Here is a 24722-nt window from a genome sequence, read left to right on the forward strand (position 1 = left end):
AACTATTGTGATTAACATCAGAATTCTTTCATACGCCATCTTCTGCACCTTCGCCCTCAATGTTAACGTTAACTCGCACAATTTACTAAAAGCAGAAGCTAATGTGCGACACCCACCAATAATGATGAGACCGATACGTGATGAAAAATACATATCTCTGTATTTCGCTTGCGCTGTTTGCAGGTCAGACCGCGGCGGCGACAACCGACAATGCCGCAGAAGCAGAACAAAAATGGTCGTCCGGCGATATCAGCGCCAATACATGGGGCGTAACTTCGCTCGGCACGACGGGGCAAGCGACAACCACAAGCGACGCGCCGGAAGATAAAGCGGACATTGCTCGTATATCCCAGGAGCAGCAGCCAGTGCACTGGAATACGGTCGACAGTTCGCTGGATGCCGGCGGTTTGCACGGTAATATTGGCAGCAAAATCGAAATCGACGACACGCGCTGGAAAAACAACAGTAAAAACGGCGGCAAATTCAAATTGGCGCTTATTCAGGCGTGGCTGCGTCATGATGAATTACCCGGCTGGTATTTCGGCTACTGGAACGCCCGCGAAGATAACTATAGCGGTCAATTTTCCAATCAGGATTACGGCGGCACCAATACCATTAACGAGATGTATATCGGCAAGATTAATGAATTTTATCGCGGCAACTGGGGCGTGGAAGTCCTGGGCGGCACCGAGAGCGCGAGCAAACGCTGGAAAGGCCGCCTGAAACTGTGGGGAGAATCGCGCTTCACCGATAAATGGTCCGTGTCCGGTTATATCTTCCGCGAATATCAGCCGCAAAGTAATGACTCGAACAATGGCGATCTGGAACACCACATCATGGAAATGGAGCCGGCGCTGCAATATCGGGTGAATCCGGATTTAGGGCTGTATATTCGTCCCTATTATTCCTGGGAGAAACAGGTTCGTCAGTCCTGGGGAAATATTATTGAGGAAGAGTGGAAAGTCACCGCCGGATTATGGCGCAACTGGTATCCCCTGCTGACTTCGCTGTACGTCGGTTTTGGCAACGACAAAATTTATAATAACGCCAATAAGTCGGAAGTGTTTTACTACGGGAAATACAACTTTATCGGCGCCACCGCCAGTTATCCTATTGTCGATAACCTGCGTCTGTACGGTGAATTTAAAGCGCAGTTTACCAAATCGCATGGTCAATGGACCCATGACGGCCATTCCTGGAATCCCTTTACTATCGTCGGTGTCGAATACAGTTTCTGATGCATTCACGCATATGAAAATAATTTTTCGGTAAGAGAGATCACCATGTTTAAACCCAATAAAATGACAACGGCTATTCTGATGCTTTTAATGACATCGCTGAATACCGCTTGTACCTCATCGGCATCAACCGATAGCCAAACGTCGGCGGAGGAAAATACCAGCGCGGAAGTTCACCACCAGGTAAACGCGTTTTTCCCCCGGGTGCCCGGCTCCTATATCGGCGATCCGATGCCGTATGCCGAGAATAATCAATTCTACATTTTCCATCTGAATGATATTCGCGGCGGTAAGGATCTCGGCGTACACGCTTTTCATTTACTCGCGACCAGCAATTTATACCGTTATCAAAATCTGGGCGAAGTGATCCCGTATATTAACGATCTCGACAGCCCGGAACTGTTATTAGGCACCGGCTCGGTGATTAAGGCCGGCGATACTTATCACGCCTGGTATACCGCCCATAATCAGAATGTTTTTCCCGCCGAATCCATTATGCACGCCACCAGCAGCGATATGCGCAACTGGACCAAACACCCTGAAGATACCTTTCTCCCTGGGGAAAACTACCGGGCGAATGACTTCCGCGATCCGCACGTCGTCTATATTCCCGACGAGCAGCGTTACTGGATGCTGATTACCACCCGTCAGAACGGCACCGGCGTCATCGCCAAATATACCTCGACCGACCTCACCCACTGGCAGGATGAAGGCGTACTGTTCCGCAATGATACGACCAGCCATGATTCCAATCTGGAATGCCCGACGCTGGTCTATTTCAACGGGCGCTGGTATCTCAGCTTTAGCGACCAGTGGCCGCATCGCCTGACGCAATACCGCGTGGCGGCGTCGCCGAACGGCCCCTTCGTCAAACCGGAAAATTTCTACTTTGACGGCGCCGGATTGTATGCCGGCAAACTGGTTGAGCAAGGTAAACGTCTGTTTGTTTTTGGCTGGGTGCCGACCAAAGCCGGCGAGGATAATCACGGCAATATCGACTGGGCGGGCAATCTTATCGCCCATGAATTAACCGCGGACGCCGATGGCCGGCTAAGAACCAAACTGCCGCAGGAAATAGCGGATGTCTTCGGGCAAAAAGCCCCGCGGCCCGAACCACTGCGCCCGTTATTAACGAAAAACAGCGCCGCCTCATTCGGGGAAATCAGCAGTCAGGTCTTTGCGCCATTATCCGGCACGATCGAAATCAACGGTAATTTACCAATGAACGGCGACGGCGTCATTTTCAGTTTCGGCATGGATGACGATAGTCCGCAGAATGCGCCGCTGAACGTCGTCTTTAATAAAAAGACCAATAAAGTGCTGTTTTATCCGGCGGGAATAAATGATTTACCCAAACGCAAGCCGGAAATGGGTATAGAAACGCCATTATCCGACAATATTCATCTGAAAGTGATTATCGAGGACTCCATTGCCGTGTTCTATATCAACGACAATATCGCCTTCAGCACGCGTATGTACCATATTTCCGGCAAAAAATGGGCGATCAGCGCGCCGCAGGGAAATATCGATAGCCGCGATCTGCGTATTCGGCGTTTTTAATTAACGTGTCGTCTTATTTCTCACTGTATTGCGATAGTTTTGCGCAAGGGAATTATTTATGAAAACGAATATCTCTAAAAAATGGGCCCTGCTCGCCATTACCGTATTACCCATGACCGGTCAGGCGGCGATGGATATCATGCGGAATGATGAAGGCGCGGTGATCGGCGTCAATCCCTGGTCCTATTTGAATGAAGAAATTATGTGGACCACCACCCAATCGTCCTATTCTCACGGCGGCAAGGTACACGGCAATATCAAAAGCAAACTGGAAGTTACCGACACCAACTGGAAAAACAACACCACGCATGACGGCGCGGACAACTTTGTTCTCTCGCAGGCCGCATTACGCCACGATAGCCTTCCTTCCTGGTATCTGGCCTTTTATAACGCCAGGGAAACCGAATATCAGGGCAGTTTTACCAGCCAGAAATATGAAGAGCAGACCCAGCGCACCCAGTTGATTTTTGGCTACAACCATCAGATCGGCCGGGGCGACGTGGGCGCGGAACTGCTGGTCGGCAGCGAATCGCTGAATGAACGCTGGCAGGTGCGATACAAGCTGTACGGAACCTATCGCCTGACGGATCGTTTATCGATGTTCGGCTATTTTTATCAGGATCTACAGCACAAACGCTCCGCCGGCACCGAAGGGATTAACGATACCGATGTCACCACCAGCGAGATCGAACCCGGTCTGCAATATATCATCACGGATAATACCGGCGTCTGGCTGCGCAGCCGCTACAGCGAAGGCAAGCTGGAACGAAAGCAGTGGGGAAATATCAACGATCGGGACTGGACGACCAGCGTCGGCGTTTGGCATAACTGGGACAACAGCCTGACTACCACCCTGCACAGCGGGGTCGGTCATTATCGTAAATACAACGCCCGTCCCGAAGATGGCGAAGTGTTCCAGAACACCCGCTATAAATATGTCGCGCTGGGCGCCAACTACCCTATCAGCAAGCGATTCAATATCTCAGGGGAAGTGAAAGCCTCGGATGATAAACAGTCCGGCAGTTGGGTAACCAACGGCAAAGCCATCAACATGTCCTATATGCTGGCGGCCGATTTCAATTTCTGAGCTGGCGCGCTGACAGTCACGGTGCGTCAATCCCACGGCGCACCGCTTTCCAGGCAAACATTGATGCACCGTCGTGTAGAATAAGCCAGTCTGCCGACACGTCAAGCTAAGGCCTAATGCATAACATGCATCATGTTCCTGAGTAGGTCAGCGGACGAAATACTTCAATATCGGCCCGGCAGAATCAATATATTCCATGTTTTTACAACAGAGCAGGAGCAACAGCGATGGCGCATCGTGAACATCATTACCAGGTGCACGTTAAATGGACCGGCAACAAAGGTAGCGGAACTGAGTCCTATAAAAGCTATAGCCGCGATTACGAAATTTCAGCGGGAAAGAAACAGCGTATTGCCGGCTCATCAGACCCGGCATTCCTGGGTGATGCCACACGCTGGAATCCGGAAGACCTTCTGGTGGCCTCGGCTTCTGCCTGCCATAAACTTTGGTATCTGCATCTGTGCGCTGAAGCAGGGATAAGCGTTTACTCTTATCTTGACAGGGCGGAGGGTACAATGACTGAGGGAGAAAAAGGATGTTTCACGGGAATTACGCTCAGACCTGAAATTGCTATCCGTTCCGGAGATGATATCGCGCTCGCTCGGGAGCTTCATCACCGCGCGCATGAATTGTGCTTTATCGCCAATTCTCTTAATTTCCCGGTATTTTGCGAGCCGGTAATAATGCATTATCCCATTTCATAACCCTTGCTTCTTCCGGGATAAATAAACTGAAACCAGCGTTTATCGCTATAGTAAAAACGCTGGTTTTTAACATTTTGCCGCCAGCGCGTATAATTTGACGTCCATGGCATTGCGTCCAGACGGTCAAGCTTGGTAACAATCAGCACATCGCCATTTTTATGCCCTCAAGCCGCTCTGTGGCGCGTTGGATACCGTCATTACAACACTTCCGCTTCCGCCTGATAGCCAAGCAGCCTGTCCCGGTACGGCAACGCCGTCATCGCGCCTTTCGAGGTGGTCGCCAATGCGCCGCAGGACTGAGCCTGCGCGATGATCGCCGGCAGCGCGGCGCTGTCCCGCCATTGCGCGCCCTCTTCACTTAATCCCGCCAGCAGGCCGGCGACAAACGCGTCGCCGGCGCCGGTGGTATCCACCGCCCGTACCGCACGCGCCGGATAGAACGTCATCTTGCCCGGCCGCCCCGCCCAGGCGCCGGCCTTACCCTGGGTTACCACCAGCAGCGCCGGACTGATTTCGTCGCAGAGCGCCGTCATCGCCTGCTCAACGTCGGCAATCTCCGCGATCAGCGTCAGCTCTTCATCAGACAATTTCACCACATCGGCCATCGCCAGCGCCTGTTTGACGCAGGCTCGCATCAGATTGCGATCCGGCCACAGATCGTCGCGCAGATTGGCGTCGAAACTGAGCCAGCCGCCGGCCTGCCTCACCGCCGCCATCGCCTGTAGCGTGGTGGAACGGGACGGTTCGGCCGCCAGCGCGATAGAACAGCAGTGCAGCCACTCCCCGGCGCTAAAACGCGGCAGGTCGCCCGGTTCAAGAAACAGATCGGCGCCCGGCCGCACCATAAAGGTAAACTGCCGTTCCCCCTCCTCATTCAGGGTAACCAGCACGATGGAGGTACGATGCTGCGCATCGTAATGCAGGTATGTGGTGTCGACATTTTCCTGCTGTAGAACCTGCCGCAAACGGTGACCAAAAGGCTCATCGCCCACGCGGCCGATAAAAGCGCTGTTGCCGTTCAGGCGGGCAATACCGACGGCCACGTTGGCCGGCGCGCCGCCGGGACAAGGTAATAAACGTTGCATATCGTCAGCGAAAAGATCAATTACCGCATCGCCCAACACCCAGACTTTATTCGCCATGCTCACCTCAATAACATATTGATTATCAAATAAAATAGACTACCGCGCCGTCCCGCCCGTTTAGCAGGAAATGCCGTGATGGCGGCTTCGGGCAGCAGCGGAAATCGCTATTGAGTGGAATGTAGCGGGTTGCGGGCTAAAATAAAATGTTAACGTTAACTTTCATGATTAACATCACATTCCCGCAATAAACTGCTTTAGCTTTTTAATAGTTAACGTTAACAATTCAGCCATCGACCTGTCAGGAGTCAGACGGATGAACGCTGAAACCAGAAAAATCTATATCTTATTAAGCAGCCTATTTTTCTTTTTTTTCTTTACCTGGTCATCGACCTGCTCGCTGTTATCCATCTGGCTCAACCAGTATGTGAATATGAATTCCACCGATACCGGCATTATCTTCTCGGCGATTTTGCTGGTGTCCTTCTGTTCACAGCCGCTGTACGGCTATATCCAGGATAAGCTCGGGCTGGGTAAACACCAGCTGTGGTTCATCGCCATTCTGCTGGTATGCAGCGGCCCGTTCTTTATGCTGTTCGCCGACCTTCTGCGTTTTAATATTTATCTCGGCAGCATTGCGGGCGGGTTATATATCGGCGCCACGTTTAACGGCGGCATCGGTCTTCTGGAAGCCTATATTGAACGTTTCTGCCGCATGAAAGGCATTGAATACGGTCGTTCCAGAATGTGGGGATCGCTGGGCTGGGCCGTCGCCACCTTCTTTGCCGGCATCAACTTCAACATTAACCCCTGGTACAACTTTGCGCTGGCCTCCCTTTCCGGCGCTTTGTTCGTGCTGTGCCTGAGCCAGATACGCATCGCCAAAGAGAATGCGATGAGCCAGCTTCAGTTCGGCGATCCGGCCAAGATCACCCTGGCCGACGCCGTCGGGCTGCTGCGCCTGTCGCGCTTCTGGGCGCTGGTTATCTTTGTTATCGGCACCTGTATTTACGGTGTTTACGATCAGCAGTTCCCGGTCTATTTCGCTTCACAGTTTCCCGATCTGCATTCCGGCAACAGCATGTTTGGTTACCTGAACTCGCTCCAGGTATTCCTTGAGGCCGGCGGAATGTTCCTGGCTCCGTTGCTGGTCAACCGCATCGGCGCCAAAAACGGCCTGATATTGGCCAGCGCCCTAATGGCGCTGCGCGTTATCGGCTCCGGCCTGGTCAGCGGGGTGTTTTTAATTTCGGCAATGAAGCTACTGCATGCGGTAGAATTACCCATCCTATTGATTTCTTTGTTTAAATATAACAGCCTGAACTTTGACAAACGGTTATCGACCACGATTTACCTGGTAGGCTTCACCTGTATCAGTTCGGTGGTCAGCAGCCTGTTGTCCCCTATCGTGGGTTACAGCTATGAGCTGTTCGGTTTCGCCCGGACCTATCTGTTTATGGGCGGCATGGTGCTGTTCACCACGCTGGTTTCCTGGTTCCTGCTGGAACCTAGTCAAACCGTCCGGCCTTCCCCGACCTTTACCCCGCGCACAATAAAGTGAGTTGCTATGATTGAGTTATTAGAAAAAGCCAATAGTTACATTGCCGCAACGCGGCCGTTGATGAACATGGAATGGTATCCGAGCTGGCATTTGGCGCCCGCGGTCGGCTGGATGAATGACCCGAACGGTCTGGTCTGGTATGACGGCATGTACCATGCGTTTTACCAGCATTATCCCTATGAAGCCGTCTGGGGGCCCATGCACTGGGGCCACGCCCGCAGCCGCGATATGATCCATTGGGAACACCTGCCGGTGGCGCTGGCGCCGGCGGGCAAAGATGATAAGGATGGCTGTTTCTCCGGCTCGGCGGTCGATAACGACGGAGAACTGTCGCTGATCTATACCGGGCACGTTCACGAAGGCGATCGCGCCAGCGATAAAGGACTGCGTCAGGTGCAGTGCCTGGCGACCAGTCGTGACGGCATACATTTCACGCCGCAGGGTAAGATCATCGACGCGCCGGCGGGGATCCGGCATTTCCGCGATCCGAAAGTCTGGAAAATGGGCGACTACTGGTACCTGGTGCTCGGGCTGAAGGTGGAAAATCGCGGCGAAGTGCGCCTGTGGCGCTCGACCGATCTGCGCGACTGGGAACCACAGGGACTGCTGGCCCGCTCGGCGCCGGGCGAAAGTTACATGTGGGAGTGTCCCGACTTTTTCCCTCTGGGCGATAAGTGGGTATTGCTGTTCTCCCCGCAGGGAATGAAGGCCGAGGGCTATCACAACCGTAATCTATTCCAGAGCGGTTATATGATCGGCACCTGGCAGCCCGGCGGTGAGTTCGTGATTGAAACGCCGTTTACCGAGATCGACGCCGGCCATGATTTCTATGCGCCGCAGACGCTGCTGGCGCCGGATGGCCGCCGTATTATGCTGGGCTGGCTGGCTATGTGGGAATCGCTGATGCCGGAGCAAGCGCATCTATGGGCCGGCATGCTGTCAATGCCGCGCGAGCTGACGCTGACGTCAGACAATACGTTGCGGGTGGCGCCGACGGCGGAAATCGACGTGTGCTGCCATCAGGAACGCCGAGAGCAGAATGTGGAACTGAAAAACGGCGCCTTGCCGTTGGCTCAGGACTGCGCCGCGCAGTTCGTGACGCTGGACATCGACCTGCAGGCCAGCGATGCCGAGAAGTATGGTTTGTCGCTTGGCAGCCAACCCAATAATGAGCAGGGACTGTTTATTTATGTCGACGATCAGTCCCGCCGTCTGGTGCTGGAGCGCCGCTATCCGACGCATGGCATCAGCGGCTACCGCAGCGTGCCCCTGCCCGTTTCCTCTAGCCTGCGTCTGCGCGTCTTCTTCGATCGCTCGTCGGTTGAGGTCTTTGTCAATGATGGCGAGCGCTGTCTGAGTAGCCGTATCTATCCGCAGGCGCAGGAACGCCATCTGAGCCTGTTCGCCCAAAACGGCGGCGCTCGTTTTAATAGCGTCGGCAGCGGAAAAATCAGTTGATCGTTTTTGCCGCCCGACGACCGGGCGGCATGCCTTTTATATGACGGCCCGCAGGTTACCGGGCAGGCCGCCCGGCATAAAAAATCGCCGGGAGCGATTTTAAACGTCGCCTGCGACGGCCCGCAGGGTGCCGGGCAGGACGCCCGGCATAAAAAAAAGCCAGCGCTTAGGCTGGCTAAAATAATACTGGAAGCAATGTGAGCAATGTCGTGCTCTCCCTCAGTGCCTGCAAAGAAGCAACCGTTGAAGCGCGGAAATGATGATAATAGTTATCAGTATCATCTGTAAAGCACTTTGTTGAGAATTTTTCTCATTTCCATACTGATTATGAGGTTCCTGACCGCTTGCCCTGGCCTCTTTTTTATGCCTTTTTCAGCATTTTTTCGGCGTGCGCTGGGCGTATTTTTGCACGAAATCCTCCCAACGATCGGCCAGCAGGCTTAAATGCTGCAACTCGCCATCCAGCGTCGAGGCTTCGCTGCCGCGGTTTCTTAGCATCATTTCAAACTGGTCGAGCATATCGACGGCGCTGCAGGCGTTATCGGCGATGGATAACGCCTGGGACATATCGAGCTGCGTGCAGTGCGTTCCCTGTTTCAGGGCCGCGATATCATCCCGCACCGCGGCGGCGTACTGATCCTCCCCCAGGTCGGAGGCCAGCAAAAATTCCGCGTTGGCGGCGCCCAGCCGGATAGCGTCCCGCCGCGCCACCAGTTCGCCGATGTAGTCGTCAATGATATGAGCGGCCCGCGGCTGATGCGCTTTGGTGATAAATGCCAGATTGATAAAAGCGAGCATCTGTTTTTTCACCGCTATTTCAAAAGCCTCCAGCATTGCCGTCTTTTCGACATTCAACGGAGTTGAGAAAGCGTCATGCAGCGCATTGGCAAGTTGAGTGCCCGAAGAATGCGTGCCTTCTATGGCCAGAATAAAAAACGCGGCGGCCTGATCGGATACGCGATCCTGCGGCGCGGCAAGCGTGGCGTCGGCCAACTGCTTTATCTTCTCATGCTGCGCGTTGAGTTCCGCCGCGGTTAACGCCCGCGGCGGATCTTGCCGATCCCCGTCGGCTTCATTTTCCATGCGGCCCACACCGTTATCCGCTGCAAGTTCAATCGCCTCGAATACCGCCGCGCCGGCGTCTGAATCATCGGGGTTATCGATAGCGTCCATCCGGAATTACTCCATTTTTCGGGCAAAGTGTTAGCTATAACGGCATTTTTTCCACAGAACTTAGTAAATTATTCGTCATTATGGGGATAAAACGGTCCTTGTATGATCCAGAGCAAAAATACGCCATAAGCAATACCGGCGGTTGGAAAGTCGCCATCCGCGCACAACGGAGTGGGGTGGATTGCCAGAGTGCGGTACACTCTGCCTATTACGTATTGACTGAAAAATATCCCGTATGTCTGGAAAAACCTGTTTCGCACTGGCATTCGTCTGGCTGGCTATGCCGTCGCTGGCGGCTCCCTTGCCGACGGCACCGGTCACCGCGCCGCTGGAAGATATCCGCCAAAGCGGCTTCGTCTATTGCGTGAACGACGTACTGAATACCTTTAATCCGCAAATGGCGCGCAGCGGCGTGACCATCGATACGCTGGCCGCCCAGCTTTACGATCGCCTGCTGGACGTCGATCCCTATACCTATCGCCTGATGCCGGAACTGGCCCAGCGCTGGGAAGTGCTGGACAACGGCTCGACCTATCGCTTTTATCTGCGGCGCGACGTCCCTTTTCAAACCACCGCCTGGTTCAGCCCCAGCCGCAACATGAATGCGGATGACGTGCTGTTCAGCTTTCAACGCATGCTGGATAAAAAGCATCCGTATCATGACGTCAACGGCGGCGAATATCCCTATTTCGACAGCCTGCAATTTGCCGATTCGGTGCAGAGTATCCGCAAACTGGGCGAATACGGCGTTGAAATCCGGCTCAACAGCCCGGACGCCTCTTTCCTGTGGCACCTGGCAACGCACTATGCGCCGATCCTCTCCGCCGAGTATGCCCGGGCGCTCTCCGCCGGCGATAAGCAGGAATTGCTGGATCGCGAACCGGTCGGCACCGGCCCCTATATGCTGAATGAATACCGCAACGGGCAATATATTCGCCTGACGCGCAACGCCGCCTACTGGCGCGGCCTGCCCCGTATGCGGCAGGTGGTGGTGGATCTGGGCGCCGGCGGCACCGGCCGCCTGTCCAAACTGCTGACCGGCGAATGCGACGTGCTGGCGTATCCCGCCGTCAGCCAGCTGGCGATTTTACGCAACGATCCGCGACTGCGCCTGTCACTACGTTCCGGCATGAACGTCGCCTATCTGGCGTTCAACGTGCGCAAGCCGCCGCTGGACGACCGCCGCGTGCGTGAGGCCATTGCGCTGGCGATTAACAATGACCGGCTGATGCAGTCTATTTATTACGGCACCGCCGAAACCGCCGCCTCGATCTTGCCGCGCGCCTCCTGGGCCTATGACGACGAGGCCAGGATAACGGAATACAACCCGGAGAAATCCCGCCGGCGCTTGCAGGAGCTGGGGATAAGCAATCTGAACCTGCGCCTATGGGTGCCCAGCGCGTCGCACTCCTATAATCCCAGCCCACTGAAAACCGCCGAGCTGATACAGGCCGATCTGGCTCAGGTAGGGGTGCAGGTGACCATTGTGCCCGTCGAGGGGCGTTTTCAGGAAGCGCGGCTGATGGAGCTTAGCCACGATTTGACCCTGGCCGGCTGGACCACCGACAGCAACGACCCCGACAGCTTTTTCCGCCCGCTATTGAGCTGCGCCGCCATTCGCTCGCAAACCAACTACGCCCACTGGTGCGATCCCACCTTTGATGAAGTATTGCAAAACGCGCTCTCTTCACAACAGTTGGCGAAGCGTATCGAATACTACCAGCAGGCGCAGCAGATTCTTGCCGAACAGTTGCCGGTGTTGCCGCTGGCCTCCTCGTTACGCCTGCTGGCCTATCGCTATGATATGAAAGGATTGGTGCTCAGCCCGTTCGGCAGCGCCTCGTTCGCAGGGGTTTTCCGGGAAAGCGACAATCCTCGCCGCGGGCCAGGCGCCGCGCCGCCCCTCCCTTCTTCCCAGCCGGTCGATGAAGGAGAACAACCGTGATTATCTTTACCCTGCGGCGCCTGCTGTTATTGCTGGTTACGCTGTTCCTGCTGACGCTGCTGGGCTTCAGCCTGAGCTATTACACGCCGCACGCCCCGCTTAACGGCGCCGCGCTGCTTGACGCCTATCGCTTTTACCTCTCCAGCCTGCTGCAGGGCGACTTCGGTCGTTCCAGCACCAACGGCCAGGCCATTATCGTGCAGTTGAAGGTCGTGCTCCCGGCGACGATCGAGCTTTGCCTGCTGGCGTTCGTGCTCTCTTTGCTGGTGGGGATCCCGCTGGGGATCACCGCGGGGGTGATGCAGAACAAAGGGCCGGACATCGTTATCAGTACGCTGGCGCTTATCGGCTTTTCCCTGCCGGTCTTCTGGCTGGCGCTGCTGCTGACGCTGTTTTTCTCACTGCATCTCGGCTGGCTGCCGGTTTCCGGACGTTTCGATCTGCTGTATCAGGTAAAAACCGTAACCGGTTTTGCCCTGATCGACGCCTGGCTGTCCGACTCCCCCTATCGCAATGAGATGATGGTCAGCGCGATCCGGCATCTGATTCTGCCGATTAGCGTGCTGGCGGTGGCGCCGACCACGGAGGTGATACGGCTGATGCGCATCAGCACCACCGAGGTTATCGGCAAAAGCTATATCAAGGCCGCCGCGACCCGCGGTTTGTCGCCGCTGACCATTATTCGCCGCCATGTGCTGCACAACGCGTTGCCGCCGATTATTCCCAAGCTGGGATTACAGTTTTCCACTATGCTGACGCTTACCATGATTACCGAAGTGGTCTTCAACTGGCCGGGGCTGGGGCGCTGGCTGGTCAACGCCATCCGCCAGCAGGATTTCGCGGCGATTTCCGCGGGCGTCATCGTGGTCGGCGCCATGGTTATTACGGTTAACGTGCTGTCCGACATCTGGGGAGCAATAACCAACCCGTTGAAACACAAGGAGTGGTATGCCCTTCGATAACGTCTACAGCGAAAAGCGCATCCCCAGCCGTCTGGGCGATACCTGGCGGGTGTTTCATCAGGATACGCTGGCGATGATCGGCTTTTACGGCTTTCTGTTGCTGCTGGGTCTGTGCCTGTTCGGCAAACTGCTGGCGCCTTACGACGTCGGCCAGCAATTCCTGGGTTATCAGATGCTGCCGCCCTCCTGGTCGCACTACGGCGAAGTCTCGTTCTTCCTCGGCACGGACGACCTGGGGCGCGATCAGTTGAGCCGGCTATTGAGCGGCGCCGCCCCCACCGTGGGGGCGGCGCTGATCGTCACCCATGCGGCGGCGCTGTTCGGCATCGTGTTGGGCGTTTTCGCCGGCGTCACCCGCGGATTGCGTTCCGCCCTGTTTAACCACATTCTCGACACCCTGTTGTCCATTCCGTCGCTGCTGCTGGCCATTGTGGTGATCGCCTTTATCGGCCCGAAGCTTGAGCACGCCATGCTGGCCGTGTGGCTGGCGCTGTTGCCCCGCATGGTGCGCACCATCTACAGTACGATACACAACGAGATGGACAAGGAGTACGTCGTCGCCACGCGTCTCGACGGCGCGTCCACCTTTTATATCGTCTGGTATGTGGTGTTGCCCAATATTGCGGCGGTGCTGGTGTCGGAATTCACCCGCGCCTTATCCATCGCCATTCTGGACATTGCCGCCCTGGGTTTTCTCAACCTCGGCGCGCAGCTGCCCACCACCGAATGGGGAGCGATGCTGGGTAATTCACTGGAGCTGATCTATGCCGCCCCCTGGACGGTGATGTTGCCCGGCGCGGCCATTGCCCTGAGCGTGCTGATCGTCAACCTGCTGGGAGACGGCATTCGCCGCGCCCTGCTGGCGGAAACGGAATAATGGCGGAGACGACCTATGCCCTTGCTTGATATTCGCAATCTGACCATCGAGTTTCTCACCTCCGAGGGCGCGGTAAAAGCGGTCGACCGGGTCAGCATGACGCTGACCGAAGGGGAAATCCGCGGTCTGGTGGGCGAATCCGGATCGGGCAAGAGCCTGATCGCCAAAGCCATCTGCGGAATTACCAAAGATAACTGGCGGGTGACCGCCGATCGCTTCCGCTTCGATGATATCGACCTGCTGCAGCTGTCGCCGCGCGAGCGCCGCAAGCTGGTGGGCCATAACGTATCGATGATTTTTCAGGAGCCGCAGTCCTGTCTGGATCCTTCCGAAAACATCGGGCGGCAATTAATCCAGACCATCCCCGGCTGGACCTATAAAGGCCGCTGGTGGCAGCGATTCCACTGGCGCAAACGCCGGGCGATCGAGCTGCTGCACCGCGTCGGCATCAAAGATCATAAAGATATCATGGGCAGCTATCCCTATGAGCTGACCGACGGCGAGTGCCAGAAAGTGATGATCGCCATCGCGCTGGCGAACCAGCCGCGTCTGCTTATCGCCGATGAGCCCACCAACGCCATGGAGTCCACCACCCAGGCGCAGATTTTTCGTTTATTGTCGCGGCTCAACCAGAACAATAACACCACCATTCTGCTGATCAGCCACGACCTGCAAACCATGAGCAAATGGGCCAATCGGATTAACGTGCTCTACTGCGGCCAGACGGTGGAAAGCGCCACCAGCGAAGACCTGATCAGCGCGCCGCACCACCCCTACACCCAGGCGTTAATCCGCGCGATGCCGGACTTCGGCCGCTCGCTGCCGCACAAAAGCCGGCTGAATACCCTGCCGGGGGCGATCCCTTCGCTGGAGCATTTACCCGTCGGCTGCCGTCTCGGCCCGCGCTGCCCCTACTCGCAGAAACAGTGTATGCAGACGCCCCTGCTGCTGCCGGTGAAGAACCATTGGTATGCCTGCCACTTCCCGCTCAATATGGAGGAATCCTGATGGTTGAAACCCTGCTTGAGGCCCGCAACCTGACCAAAACCTTCCGCTATCGCAGCGGGCTGTTTCGCCGCCAGCACGTCGAGGCGGTGAAGTCGGTCAGTTTTACCCTGCGCGAAGGCCAGACCCTGGCGATCATCGGCGAAAACGGCTCGGGGAAATCCACGCTGGCCAAGATGCTGGCGGGCATGATCGCCCCGACCTCCGGCGAGCTGCTGATCGACGATCACCTATTGCATTACGGCGATTATCGCTACCGCAGCCAGCGTATCCGCATGATTTTTCAGGATGCGGGCAATGCGCTGAATCCTCGTCAGCGCGTCGGCCAACTGCTGGACGTGCCGCTGCGGCTGAATACCGATCTCAGCGCCGCGGCGCGCGAAAAGGCCATCAACCTGACGCTGCAACAGGTGGGGCTGCGGCCGGACCACGCCTACTATTATCCTCACGCGCTGGCCCCCGGCCAGAAACAGCGCATCGGGCTGGCGCGCGCGCTGATCCTGCAGCCGAAAGTCATCGTGGCGGATGAGGCGCTGGCCGCGCTGGATATGTCTATGCGGTCACAGATTATCAATCTGATGCTGGAACTCCAGGAAAAGCACGGTATCTCTTATATTTACGTCACCCAGCATCTGGGGATGATGAAACACGTCAGCGATCAGATCCTGGTGATGCAGGCGGGGGAAGTGGTGGAGCGCGGCAGCACAGCCGACGTGCTGGCTTCTCCGCTGCATGAACTGACCAAGCGGCTGATTGCCAGCCACTTTGGCGAGGCGCTGAGCGCCGATGCCTGGCGGCGCGACGGCGCGCAGCTGTGAGTAGCGCGCCGCTCTACTATGACGGGTGACGACTGCTCGGAGTACCCCTATCGGCTCCGGGCATGCTAGAATCGCCCGGTTTATTCATCTCGATCATCATTACAGCTCATTTTATGACTGATGGTCGCAGCAACAACGATCACAAGGATTACTGCTATGGGTTTTCTTACCGGTAAGCGCATTCTGGTCACTGGCGTCGCCAGTAACCGCTCCATTGCATTCGGTATCGCACAGGCCATGCACCGCGAAGGTGCCGAACTGGCGTTCACGTATCAGAACGATAAACTGAAATCGCGCGTTGAAGGCTTTGCCGGCGAACTGGGTTCCAGCATTGTGCTGCCGTGCGACGTCGCGGAAGACGCCAGTATTGAAGCGCTGTTTGTCGAACTGGCCAAAGTCTGGCCGAACTTCGACGGTTTCGTGCACTCCATCGCTTACGCGCCGGCCGATCAGCTTGACGGCGATTATGTCGATGCGGTAACCCGCGAGGGCTTCGGCGTGGCGCACGATATCAGCTCATACAGCTTTGTGGCGATGGCTAAGGCCAGCCGCAAGTTGCTGAACCCGAATTCCGCGCTGGTGACCCTGACCTATCTGGGCGCGGAGCGCGCTATTCCCAACTATAACGTTATGGGTCTGGCGAAAGCGTCGCTGGAAGCGAACGTACGCTACATGGCGAACGCCATGGGCGCGCAGGGCGTGCGCGTTAACGCCATTTCCGCCGGCCCAATCCGTACGCTGGCCGCGTCAGGCATCAAGAACTTCAAGAAAATGCTGTCGCACTGTGAAGCGGTTACGCCAATCCGCCGCGTGGTCACCATCGAGGACGTCGGCAATTCCGCGGCGTTCCTGTGCTCCGATCTGGCGGCCGGCATCTCCGGCGAAGTGCTGCACGTGGACGGCGGCTTTAACATCGCCGCGATGAACGAGCTGGAACTGGATAATTAATCTCCCGCGGCATTAACGCCGCCGGCAAACCCCGCGCGTCCACGTGGGGTTTGCCGCCTCCGCCATTCCTGCGCAGGCAGGAGCTTACTCCTCGCCGTCGGCGCAAATTAATTCGTAGTCGTCGTCCAGCCGTTCGAAATCGTAGTGACGCCGCGAAGAAAGAACGATCCGTTTATCTTTGGTGACAAAGATGGCCTCGATATCCGCTCTGGCGCGTAAATAGTCGATTCCGGCCGCGACGCCCATGCCGTACAGCAGCGTGGTATAGCTATCGCCGTCGATGGAGTTGTCTGAAATAACCGTGACGCTATGCAGTTCGTTATCCAGCGGATAGCCGCTGCGCGGATCCAGGATATGGTGATAGATCCGCTCGTCAACGGTGAAAAATCGCTCATAGACGCCGGACGTCACCACGGATTTGCCGTTCACGCGGATAACGCCAAGCAGATCATCGCGTTCGGCGAACGGTTTTTGCAGCCCCACGCCCCACTGCCCTCGCCCATCCGTCAAGGATCCGCCCAGCGCCAGCACGTTGCCCCCCAGATTGATAAGCGCATGATGAATACCGTGCTGACGGATCAAATCTCTCGCCAGATCGGCGATATATCCCTTGGCGATGGCGCCTAAATCGATCTCCATCCCCGCGGTCGGCAGAAAAACGGCGCACTGCTCCTCATTGAGCAAAACGCTGGCCGGATCGGTCAGCGCCAGCGCCTTTTCTATTGCCGCCGCGGCGGGAACCGCGCGGCCGTCAAAGCCGATTTTCCACAGTTTCACCACCGGGCCGATGGTGAAATTAAAACAGCCGTCGTTAATCAGGCTGATTTCTCTGGCGCGCTTAATCAGTTGGAACACCACGGGGCTGACCGCAACGAAGCCTTTACCCGCCGCGTGATTGATGCTCATCACTTCCGAGTGCGCGCGATTAACGGTCAGCAGGTCTTCCAGCCGTTTGATGCGCTGGAATACCCGCCTGACCGCCGTTTCGTCACGAACAAACAGTTTTAATAAAATGGGGCTTCCCATCAGCCGGGCGGAGTAGGAATAGATATTATTTACCGATGTCATTATGCCGAAGTCAGATAGCCGATGTTATTCAGGCGCTGCGTGGCGCACCGCCCGCAAAAGAGGTCCGAACGGAGAGGCGCCCTGGCGGACGCGCTCTGCCGCACTAATCAGTCCTCAATCAGCACCGGCTGTTTCTGCGCCGCGCCGGGCGCTTTTGCGGCGCTATTCCCGGCGTCGGTTGCCCGCGCATTATCCGGCGATCTGGCGTAGGCCGCCGCCCGTTTGCCGGCCTGGATACCGAAAATAATGATATCCGCCACCGCATTGCCGCCAATACGGTTGGCGCCGTGAATACCGCCGACCACTTCCCCGGCGGCGTAGGCGCCGGGAATGACGTTATGATGGCTATCCAGCACTGCGGCGCCGGCATCGATCGCCACGCCGCCCATGGTGTGGTGCACGCCCGGCGCGACTTTAATGGCGTAGTAAGGCGCCTGGTTCAGCGGATCGCGCATGCCCGTCACGCGGCCAAAATCATCGTCGCGTTTCTGGCCGACGAAGCTGTTGTAGCGCTCAAGCGTCTGTTGCAGCGTATGGGCGTCGACGCCGATCCGTTGCGCCAGCTCGCCGACGCTATCGCCGCTTACCGCCAGGCCCTGCGCCACATACTCCTCCACCGCCATATTTCTGTTTCTCACCTGCTGATCGAACAGGATATAGGCGTATTTCTCCGGCAGGTTAACGATCGCCGCCGAAACGTTGTCGCGGGTATCCAGCTCGTTGAAGAATCTCTCCCCGCGCTGGGAAACCAGAATGGCGCCGCCGCCGCGGATCGATTCCGAGATCAGATAAGAGGTGGTTTGCTCCACCGTCGGATGGGTCTGGATTTCTCCCATATCAACCGTGGCCGCGCCGATGTTTTCCAGCAGGCGAATACCGCCGCCGGTGGCGCCCTTATGATTGGTGGTGACGTAGCCATTCAGATCGGGACGATATTTGACCACCATCTGCTCATTGGCGCTGAATCCTCCCGTCGCGACGATAACGGCTTTAGCGGAGATGACTTTCTCCTCATGCTCGTCATTGATGATTCTGACGCCGACGACCTTACCCTGCTCGCGGATGATTTCTGTTACCGAGGTATCCAGCAGCACGTCAATATTGTTTTTGTTGAGGTTTTTAATCAGCCCGCTGATTAAATAACCGCCGACGGCCGCCCCGTTGGCCGGCCGGTGCGTTCTGTCAACGCTCATGCCGCCGGTGGTGGTAATGTCGCTAAGTTCAATATCGTGTCTGGCGAGCCAGTCAACGGCGCGCGGCGCGTGCTCGACGAAATATTTCACCAGGTCGGGGTTATTTTTATGCTTGCCGCTTTTCAGGGTTTCGTTATAGAAAAGGGTTTGGCTGTCCTCAATCCCTTTGATTTTCTGGAATACCGTTCCGGCGGCGTTCATTCCGGCGGAGGCTTTAATGGTATTGCCGCCGATAACCGGCATTTTCTCGACGATAATGACGCGCGCGCCCTCTTCGCTGGCCTGAATCGCCGCCGCCAGTCCGGCGCCGCCGCTGCCGATCACCACCACATCGGCCGTCAGGCTCGCATCCGGGTTGCCGCCTTCGGCGATAATCGCGTCCTTGCAGGATTTTACCATCGCCTTGGTGACGGCTTTTTTAATCGCTTCGCTCTGCGTGGTCGCGCCGGTTACCGCATCAACGTGCGGGCTGTTGGTGTCCAGAATCCGCTCGCGAATGATTTCAAAACTTATCATCAGCGAATCGTCAATATCGGCGTCGTCTTCCAGCGCGATATTTTTTATCCGCTCTGCTTCAAAGCTGATATTAACCGTCAGCTCGCCGTTTTCATCCTGGACTTTTTCCTGATAAGTCCCGGCGTTGAATTTCTTCCCGACTAAATTGACGTCGCGGATCATCGCTTCCACCAGCGAAAAACGCCACAGCGGTTCAGGGATCGTTAATGCTTCGCGCTGGTCGCTGGGGATATAAAGATCGATTTTTTCCCGGTCGGCAATCTGTTCAATCCAGTCCGGATAAGCGATACAGCCGCGGCCCACGGCGACCAGGTCATAGCCGCATTCCAGCGCCGTTTCGGCATCCGTTTTATTAACCACTTCGCCGACGCCGATTACCGGAATAGCGGCCAGCCGCGCCGAGCGTCGGGCGAGATATTTTTTAATCAACGGCGTAGGGTCGCCGGTCTCGACGATGGACGGGCGCAAAATATGCCCCATGGAGAAGTGCACGTAGTGCAAACCTTTTTCCGCCAGTCTCTCCAGCAGATACAGCGAATCGTCAAAACGAATGCCGGGCTCTTCTATTTCTTCCGGCGAGAAGCGATAACCGATAATAAACGCGCCGCCCGCATACTTATTAACCATATCATGGGTGATATCCAGCACGGCCAGCGGAAACGCCGCGCGATTATCCCGGCTGCCGCCCCATTTATCGGTGCGGTGATTGGAATTGGGAGAATAGAACTGCTGAATAAGGTAGGTATTGGCGCCGTGAATTTCCACGCCGTCATAGCCGGCCTGAATGGCGCGGTATACCGCATCGCCGAACTTGGCGACCATCGCCTCGACCTCGTCCCCGCTCAGCGCCTCGGGAACCGCCGCGCCGGCGCGCGGCGCGGCCACGGCGCTGGGGGCCACCGGCGCGGCGCCGCCGATAAAGCGCGGCTCCACCATGCGCCCGCCGTGATAAATTTGCAGTATCGCCTTCGATCCTTTTTCTTTAATCGCCGTCGCAATCTTCGCCAGCCCGGCGATTTTATCGTCGTGGTCTATTCCTATCGCCCCTGGGAAAGCCAGTCCACGGTCATCCACAAAGCAGCACTCCACAATAACCGTGCCGATACTTCCCGCGCGGGCCTGATAATATTCCACCAGCTCTTTGGTCACGCTGCCGTCAAAAAAGCCGCTACAGGTGGTCATCGGCGCCATAACCACCCTATTTTTCAGCGCGATGCCGTTTGGCAAGGTGAAAGAATTTAATAAGTCCTGGTTACTATTCGTCGTATTCTTCATAGCGAACGCTCCACTTAAAAATAAAAAAATTGCTCAAAAAGAAATCGGTAACGCAGCCATGATTTTTATGGTAATTAGTTATATTAGCTGATAGTTTTCGAGCTAATTATGTGTTTTTTTTTAATGTAAAAATACGTTTTTTTACTATTTTAACTGCCGGATAGAATCACTTTTCGCAGGGTTATTGGCGCAATTGTTTTTAAAATTAATATTCGCTATTTTTTATTAACATTTATTTATCTTGCTACCAACTTAAATAGCATTATTAATCACGAAAATATCGCAGAAATATAATGCATAAGCGGATAATTGTTATGCCGCGCTATTTAACAACATTTTTTGTACGGATATAAAATAAGCACAAATAATGTATGGCTAATGATATTTTCGCCGGACGGCTGGTTATTATATCGCCGCCGCCGCATTAATATTAATCAATGGGACGCAGTCCTTGTATAGATAACTACCCGCCTATACTATTCAGACTGGGCAGTTAGGGAGAGCCGTATCCGATGATTGATAAACACTCTTTTATCCCTTTTTATCTGCAAATCGAGCAGATTCTAAGCCGCCAGATCCGTGAAAACGCGCTGCGGCCCGGCGATCCATTGCCCACCGAAGCGGAAATGTGCCGGCAATATCAGGTTTCGCGCATGACGGCGCGCAAAGCGGTGGATTATCTGGTCAGACAGGGACTGGTCGAACGTTTTCGCGGCCGCGGCACCTTTGTCGCCCGGCCGGATACCCGCGTCAAAGTTCAACTGCCGCTGGATCAGCACCTGACGTCCAGCGAGGTCGCCAGCAGCGTCCGGCGCAAGATCGTCAATCGTTTGCTGCATTTTTCCCAGCAACCCGCGACGCCGGAGGTCGCCGGCGCGCTTCAGGTGCCTGAGCAGGCCGCGGTTCACTATATGCTGCGCCTGCGGCTGATTGACGGCACGCCCTTTGTGTATGAACAATCCTGGATGAATCAGGCGCTGTTTCCCGACCTGAACGCCCAGGCGCTCAGTCAGTCGAAATATGCTTACCTCAAGTCAAAAGGCTATGACGCCGTCGGCAGCCATAAACAGATTTTTGCCGAGCTCCCCTCCACCGAAATACGCGAAGCGCTGGGGCTGGCGCGCGATGAACCGGTGCTGCGCGCCAGCGTGATCGCCTTTTTCGCCAACGGCGTTCCCTTTGAGCTGTCGAACGTCTATTACAACCAGCGGCACTATACCTTTACGCTCGACGCGCCGCCGCGTCCGCTGCTGGCGCTATAATCTCCCCGGCGGCTACTTCAGCTGCGGCCAATAGCCTTTGTTGGCTTCAATCAGCGCATCCAGCACCTGGCGGGCTTTTTTGGCGTCCACCACCAGCCGGTTAAGGGTCAGCGCCTGCAACGCCTTGTGATAAGAGCCTTCAAACCAGGCCTCGACCGTCAGGCGCTCATAGGCGAACTGCTGCTCGATCATTCCCTTGTAGAAGGTCGGAATGGGGCCGACGCCGAAGGGGCGCGGACCGTTGATGCCCAACGTGGCGGCCACTTCCACCATCGCGCTGTCATCCAGATTGTTTATCAGGCCGTTGTTTTCCACAATCACCACAAAAATCCGCCGCTGGTTGCCGGCGATCGACTCCGCGACCTCGACGATCATGTCGCCGTGGGCGTCGTTATGCACTACGCTGGCGTCTTTGGTGGTGCCGGCCTGCACCGCGGCGCGGCAGGTTTCAAATACCCGCTTCTCCCTTCCGGCCATCACTTCGTTGGCGCGGGTATAGTTCGGGTCCAGCTTGCTCAGCTTATACTCGGGATAGAGGTAGTATTGCAGATAGGTGTTGGGCAGATAGTCGGGGAAATCGCGCATCATGTCGGCCACCACCGCATAGGTGTCCAGCCAGGAGCGATCGCGCTGCTCCGCATCCGCCGGTTTAAACCCCTGATTGAGAATAATCTCTTGCAACTGCGGCAGCAGGTCCGTTCCCTGCCGGTCATACAAATGGGTAAACCAGCCGAAATGGTTAAGACCGAAGTAGACCGGTTCGAACTCATCGGCGTCGCGCCCCAGCAGCCGGGCATAGGAACGCAGCAGATTGACCGGCTGGTCGCAAATATTGAGGATGCGCCGATCGTGGGGAAATTTCACCCGCAGCGCATCGGCGACGATCGCCGCCGGATTGGTGTAATTAAGGATCCACGCGTCCGGCGAACGGGCTCGGACGTTCTGCACCAGTTCAATCATGTCGCCGATGGAGCGCATGCCATAGGCGAAACCGCCGGGACCGCAGGTCTCCTGTCCGATAACCCCCAGCGACAGCGGGATCTTCTCGTCCTTTTCGCGCATGGCATAACCGCCGGTGCGCATCTGGCAGAAAACAAAATCCACCTCGCGGAACGCCTCTTCCACATCGGTGGTGTAGGAAAAGTCCACCTGCGGGTACTCTTCGCTAAACAATAGCCGGGCGAACTCGCCAATCACCGCCTGCCGCCCGGCGTCGACGTCATACATTACCAGCCGCCGCAGCGGGAACGTGGCCTGGCGTTTGCACAACGCTTTCAGCAGACCCGGCGTCCAGGTCGATCCGCCCCCGACGATTACCATGCTGTACCGCTTTGTCATAGCCCTATCCTGTTTGGTTTGATTGAAAGAAAGGTTACCCTGTCACGCCAAGCGCGGTTTTGACGTCATTGGCGATTTTCTCCACTTTCGGACCGTAAATAACTTGGATGTTATGCTCGTTAACCCGCTTGATGCCGTTGGCGCCGGTGGTCATCAAGGTCTTGTCCACCACCAGCGTCATGTCTTTTACCTGCACGCGCAGACGGGTAAAGCAGCAATCCACCTCGGCGATATTGCTCTCGCCGCCCAGTCCGGCGATGATGTTTTGCGTGCGCTGGTCGGCGCTGACGGCGGTGGCTTCCGGCGACTGCTCTTCCGACTCCCGTCCCGGCGTCTCGACGTTCATCCGACGGATAACCAGCTTGAAGATGAAGTAGTAGGCCAGGAAGTAAATCCCTCCCAGCAGCACGGCGTACCACCAGCGGGTTTCCGCGCCGCCCAGCATGCCGAACACCACCAGATCGATCGCTCCGCCCTGAATGTTGCCGATCATCAGATGCAGAACGGACATCAGCATAAAGGAGAGCCCGCTCAGTACGGCGTGGATCAGATATAAAAGCGGCGAGACAAAAATAAAGCAGAATTCCAGCGGTTCGGTGATGCCGGTGGTGAACGAGGCCAGCGCCCCGGCCAGCACCAGCGCCTTTACCCGCTTTTTGTGCTTCGGCCGCGCGCAGTGATACATCGCCAGCGCCGCCCCCGGCAGACCGAACATCATGATGGGGATCTTGCCCTGGGCGAGAAAGCGGGTTGCTTCGCGAATAGCGTCATCGCTCACCGCGCCGGGGTTCGTCAGCGACGCGTTAAAGATATTCAGCGCGCCCACCACCGTTTGATTATCAATGGTGGCGATGCCGCCAATCGGCGTAAAACGCACCGTTTCATTCAGAATATGATGCAGCCCCGTCGGGATCAGAATGCGTTCTGAAAAACCGTACAGAAACGCGCCGTACTGCCCGCTGTGGCCGATCAGTTCCCCCACCCAGGCGATGCCCTGGCCGATGGTCGGCCAGATCAGCGCCAGCCCGACGCCCACCAGCGGCAGACAGACCACGGTGATGATGGGCACAAAGCGCCGCCCGCCAAAAAAGCTGATGGCCGTGGGCAGTTCAATGGTGTAGAAGCGGTTGTGCAGCAGCGCGGTGAGCACCCCGGCGATCACCCCGCCCAGTACGCTCATGTTATAGGTGAAGATCCCCAGCGTTTGGGTGAATTCGGCGGCGTACATCAGCGCGGCGGTGTGGTCCATCCCCGCCGCGGTAAGCGCATCGACGGCGGTGGTGGCGGGCGTCAGGTTTTGCGCGGTAAGCGTCGCCTTAACCCCGACGTGCATGGAAATAAAGCCGATCACCGCGGCGAACGCCGCCGTCGTCTTCTCGGCGTTCGCCAGGCCGATGGCGCTGGCGACGGCGAAAAACAGCGGCAGGTTGGCAAACAGCGCGCCGGCAATCTGGCGAATAAAGCCGATGATCAGCTGGGGGATTTTCATCTCCGCGAAGGCATCGCCGGTGATGGCCGGGTTTTGCATCGCCGCCGCCAGTCCCAGGAAAATCCCGGCGGCGGCGATCACCGAAATCGGCATCATCAGCGCTTTGCCGAATGCATGAACCTTATTGCCCAAATCTTTCATCACTTGCCCTTCCTGTTTTCCG

The 24722-nt window shown here is 56.4% G+C and carries 19 protein-coding genes; 13 read left to right on the top strand and 6 right to left on the bottom strand.

Translation table 11 applies throughout. From position 1 onward, the window contains the following. Positions 1 to 140: 140 nt before the first annotated feature. The 4 genes from DDT56_RS09670 (at position 141) to DDT56_RS09685 (ending at position 4589) form a co-directional block, all read left to right on the top strand. Positions 141 to 1238 carry an OmpG porin family protein gene (locus DDT56_RS09670; RefSeq protein WP_136166373.1) on the top strand — a complete coding sequence of 366 codons (1098 nt, stop codon included), beginning with the start codon at positions 141 to 143 and terminating at the stop codon, positions 1236 to 1238. 81 nt (positions 1239 to 1319) lie between these two features. Continuing rightward, positions 1320 to 2798, top strand: coding sequence for a glycoside hydrolase family 32 protein (locus DDT56_RS09675; RefSeq protein ID WP_246856754.1), 1479 nt, complete (start codon positions 1320 to 1322; stop codon positions 2796 to 2798). 58 nt (positions 2799 to 2856) lie between these two features. After that, positions 2857 to 3885, top strand: coding sequence for an OmpG porin family protein (locus DDT56_RS09680; protein WP_246856755.1), 1029 nt, complete (start codon positions 2857 to 2859; stop codon positions 3883 to 3885). Between the two features lie 227 nt (positions 3886 to 4112). Beyond that, on the top strand, positions 4113 to 4589 hold the full coding sequence (locus DDT56_RS09685; protein ID WP_136166246.1) for an OsmC family protein: 477 nt from the start codon (positions 4113 to 4115) through the stop codon (positions 4587 to 4589). 197 nt (positions 4590 to 4786) lie between these two features. Here DDT56_RS09685 and DDT56_RS09690 read toward each other — a convergent pair whose 3' ends face one another. Continuing rightward, on the bottom strand, positions 4787 to 5731 hold the full coding sequence (locus DDT56_RS09690) for an aminoimidazole riboside kinase (protein ID WP_136166247.1): 945 nt from the start codon (positions 5729 to 5731) through the stop codon (positions 4787 to 4789). A gap of 256 nt (positions 5732 to 5987) precedes the next feature. Between DDT56_RS09690 and DDT56_RS09695 the strand changes: the two genes are divergently transcribed. Both DDT56_RS09695 and DDT56_RS09700 read left to right on the top strand, forming a co-directional pair. Continuing rightward, a complete protein-coding gene (locus tag DDT56_RS09695; RefSeq protein WP_136166248.1) occupies positions 5988 to 7232 on the top strand; it encodes an oligosaccharide MFS transporter in 1245 nt (414 codons plus the stop codon). Positions 7233 to 7238: 6 nt separating this feature from the next. Continuing rightward, positions 7239 to 8690: a glycoside hydrolase family 32 protein gene (locus tag DDT56_RS09700; RefSeq protein ID WP_136166249.1), complete on the top strand. Its 1452-nt coding sequence runs from the start codon at positions 7239 to 7241 to the stop codon at positions 8688 to 8690. A 372-nt stretch (positions 8691 to 9062) separates the two neighbouring features. Here the strand turns inward: DDT56_RS09700 and DDT56_RS09705 are convergent, their stop codons facing one another. Further along, entirely contained in the window at positions 9063 to 9863 is an 801-nt protein-coding gene (locus DDT56_RS09705) for a hypothetical protein (RefSeq protein WP_136166250.1), read from the bottom strand. A 235-nt stretch (positions 9864 to 10098) separates the two neighbouring features. Here DDT56_RS09705 and sapA point away from each other — a divergent pair, with 235 nt between their 5' ends. From sapA to fabI, 6 genes are all read left to right on the top strand, one after another. Next, positions 10099 to 11808: an ABC transporter substrate-binding protein SapA gene (gene sapA / locus DDT56_RS09710; RefSeq protein ID WP_136166251.1), complete on the top strand. Its 1710-nt coding sequence runs from the start codon at positions 10099 to 10101 to the stop codon at positions 11806 to 11808. Continuing rightward, a complete protein-coding gene (sapB, locus tag DDT56_RS09715) occupies positions 11805 to 12770 on the top strand; it encodes a putrescine export ABC transporter permease SapB (protein ID WP_009112476.1) in 966 nt (321 codons plus the stop codon). Before sapA ends, sapB begins: the two co-directional genes overlap by 4 nt. Beyond that, on the top strand, positions 12757 to 13647 hold the full coding sequence (gene sapC / locus DDT56_RS09720; RefSeq protein WP_136166252.1) for a putrescine export ABC transporter permease SapC: 891 nt from the start codon (positions 12757 to 12759) through the stop codon (positions 13645 to 13647). Before sapB ends, sapC begins: the two co-directional genes overlap by 14 nt. A 15-nt stretch (positions 13648 to 13662) precedes the next feature. After that, positions 13663 to 14655, top strand: coding sequence for a putrescine export ABC transporter ATP-binding protein SapD (gene sapD / locus DDT56_RS09725; protein ID WP_136166253.1), 993 nt, complete (start codon positions 13663 to 13665; stop codon positions 14653 to 14655). Beyond that, positions 14655 to 15470: a putrescine export ABC transporter ATP-binding protein SapF gene (gene sapF / locus DDT56_RS09730; RefSeq protein WP_136166254.1), complete on the top strand. Its 816-nt coding sequence runs from the start codon at positions 14655 to 14657 to the stop codon at positions 15468 to 15470. The genes sapD and sapF overlap by 1 nt, the downstream gene beginning before the upstream one ends. A gap of 156 nt (positions 15471 to 15626) precedes the next feature. Further along, positions 15627 to 16418 (top strand): enoyl-ACP reductase FabI, encoded by a 792-nt coding sequence (gene fabI, locus DDT56_RS09735; protein WP_136166255.1) that lies wholly within the window; start codon positions 15627 to 15629, stop codon positions 16416 to 16418. An 84-nt stretch (positions 16419 to 16502) separates the two neighbouring features. Here fabI and DDT56_RS09740 read toward each other — a convergent pair whose 3' ends face one another. Both DDT56_RS09740 and DDT56_RS09745 read right to left on the bottom strand, forming a co-directional pair. After that, positions 16503 to 17486: an FAD:protein FMN transferase gene (locus tag DDT56_RS09740; RefSeq protein WP_136166256.1), complete on the bottom strand. Its 984-nt coding sequence runs from the start codon at positions 17484 to 17486 to the stop codon at positions 16503 to 16505. Between the two features lie 107 nt (positions 17487 to 17593). Then, positions 17594 to 20470: a flavocytochrome c gene (locus DDT56_RS09745; RefSeq protein WP_136166257.1), complete on the bottom strand. Its 2877-nt coding sequence runs from the start codon at positions 20468 to 20470 to the stop codon at positions 17594 to 17596. 512 nt (positions 20471 to 20982) lie between these two features. Here DDT56_RS09745 and DDT56_RS09750 point away from each other — a divergent pair. Further along, positions 20983 to 21732, top strand: a complete 750-nt coding sequence (locus DDT56_RS09750) for a GntR family transcriptional regulator (RefSeq protein ID WP_136166258.1) — start codon at positions 20983 to 20985, stop codon at positions 21730 to 21732. Between the two features lie 12 nt (positions 21733 to 21744). On the opposite strand, the gene DDT56_RS09755 is transcribed toward DDT56_RS09750, so the two are convergent. Together DDT56_RS09755 and DDT56_RS09760 are read right to left on the bottom strand one after the other, a co-directional pair. Then, entirely contained in the window at positions 21745 to 23070 is a 1326-nt protein-coding gene (locus tag DDT56_RS09755; protein ID WP_136166259.1) for a 6-phospho-alpha-glucosidase, read from the bottom strand. A 34-nt stretch (positions 23071 to 23104) separates the two neighbouring features. Further along, on the bottom strand, positions 23105 to 24700 hold the full coding sequence (locus DDT56_RS09760) for a PTS transporter subunit EIIC (RefSeq protein ID WP_136166376.1): 1596 nt from the start codon (positions 24698 to 24700) through the stop codon (positions 23105 to 23107). Positions 24701 to 24722: the final 22 nt, after the last annotated feature.

The organism is Brenneria corticis (genome assembly GCF_003115855.1).
Taxonomy (GTDB): Bacteria; Pseudomonadota; Gammaproteobacteria; order Enterobacterales; family Enterobacteriaceae; genus Brenneria; species Brenneria corticis.

What these genes read in the sequence shown, in the direction of transcription:
- DDT56_RS09670 (WP_136166373.1), top strand. Translation starts at nt 141, where the DNA reads ATGAAAAATACATATCTCTGTATTTCGCTTGCGCTGTTTGCAGGTCAG.
- DDT56_RS09675 (WP_246856754.1), top strand. Translation starts at nt 1,320, where the DNA reads ATGCTTTTAATGACATCGCTGAATACCGCTTGTACCTCATCGGCATCA.
- DDT56_RS09680 (WP_246856755.1), top strand. Translation starts at nt 2,857, where the DNA reads ATGAAAACGAATATCTCTAAAAAATGGGCCCTGCTCGCCATTACCGTA.
- DDT56_RS09685 (WP_136166246.1), top strand. Translation starts at nt 4,113, where the DNA reads ATGGCGCATCGTGAACATCATTACCAGGTGCACGTTAAATGGACCGGC.
- DDT56_RS09690 (WP_136166247.1), bottom strand. Translation starts at nt 5,731, where the DNA reads ATGGCGAATAAAGTCTGGGTGTTGGGCGATGCGGTAATTGATCTTTTC.
- DDT56_RS09695 (WP_136166248.1), top strand. Translation starts at nt 5,988, where the DNA reads ATGAACGCTGAAACCAGAAAAATCTATATCTTATTAAGCAGCCTATTT.
- DDT56_RS09700 (WP_136166249.1), top strand. Translation starts at nt 7,239, where the DNA reads ATGATTGAGTTATTAGAAAAAGCCAATAGTTACATTGCCGCAACGCGG.
- DDT56_RS09705 (WP_136166250.1), bottom strand. Translation starts at nt 9,863, where the DNA reads ATGGACGCTATCGATAACCCCGATGATTCAGACGCCGGCGCGGCGGTA.
- sapA (WP_136166251.1), top strand. Translation starts at nt 10,099, where the DNA reads ATGTCTGGAAAAACCTGTTTCGCACTGGCATTCGTCTGGCTGGCTATG.
- sapC (WP_136166252.1), top strand. Translation starts at nt 12,757, where the DNA reads ATGCCCTTCGATAACGTCTACAGCGAAAAGCGCATCCCCAGCCGTCTG.
- sapD (WP_136166253.1), top strand. Translation starts at nt 13,663, where the DNA reads ATGCCCTTGCTTGATATTCGCAATCTGACCATCGAGTTTCTCACCTCC.
- sapF (WP_136166254.1), top strand. Translation starts at nt 14,655, where the DNA reads ATGGTTGAAACCCTGCTTGAGGCCCGCAACCTGACCAAAACCTTCCGC.
- fabI (WP_136166255.1), top strand. Translation starts at nt 15,627, where the DNA reads ATGGGTTTTCTTACCGGTAAGCGCATTCTGGTCACTGGCGTCGCCAGT.
- DDT56_RS09740 (WP_136166256.1), bottom strand. Translation starts at nt 17,486, where the DNA reads ATGACATCGGTAAATAATATCTATTCCTACTCCGCCCGGCTGATGGGA.
- DDT56_RS09745 (WP_136166257.1), bottom strand. Translation starts at nt 20,470, where the DNA reads ATGAAGAATACGACGAATAGTAACCAGGACTTATTAAATTCTTTCACC.
- DDT56_RS09750 (WP_136166258.1), top strand. Translation starts at nt 20,983, where the DNA reads ATGATTGATAAACACTCTTTTATCCCTTTTTATCTGCAAATCGAGCAG.
- DDT56_RS09755 (WP_136166259.1), bottom strand. Translation starts at nt 23,070, where the DNA reads ATGACAAAGCGGTACAGCATGGTAATCGTCGGGGGCGGATCGACCTGG.
- DDT56_RS09760 (WP_136166376.1), bottom strand. Translation starts at nt 24,700, where the DNA reads ATGAAAGATTTGGGCAATAAGGTTCATGCATTCGGCAAAGCGCTGATG.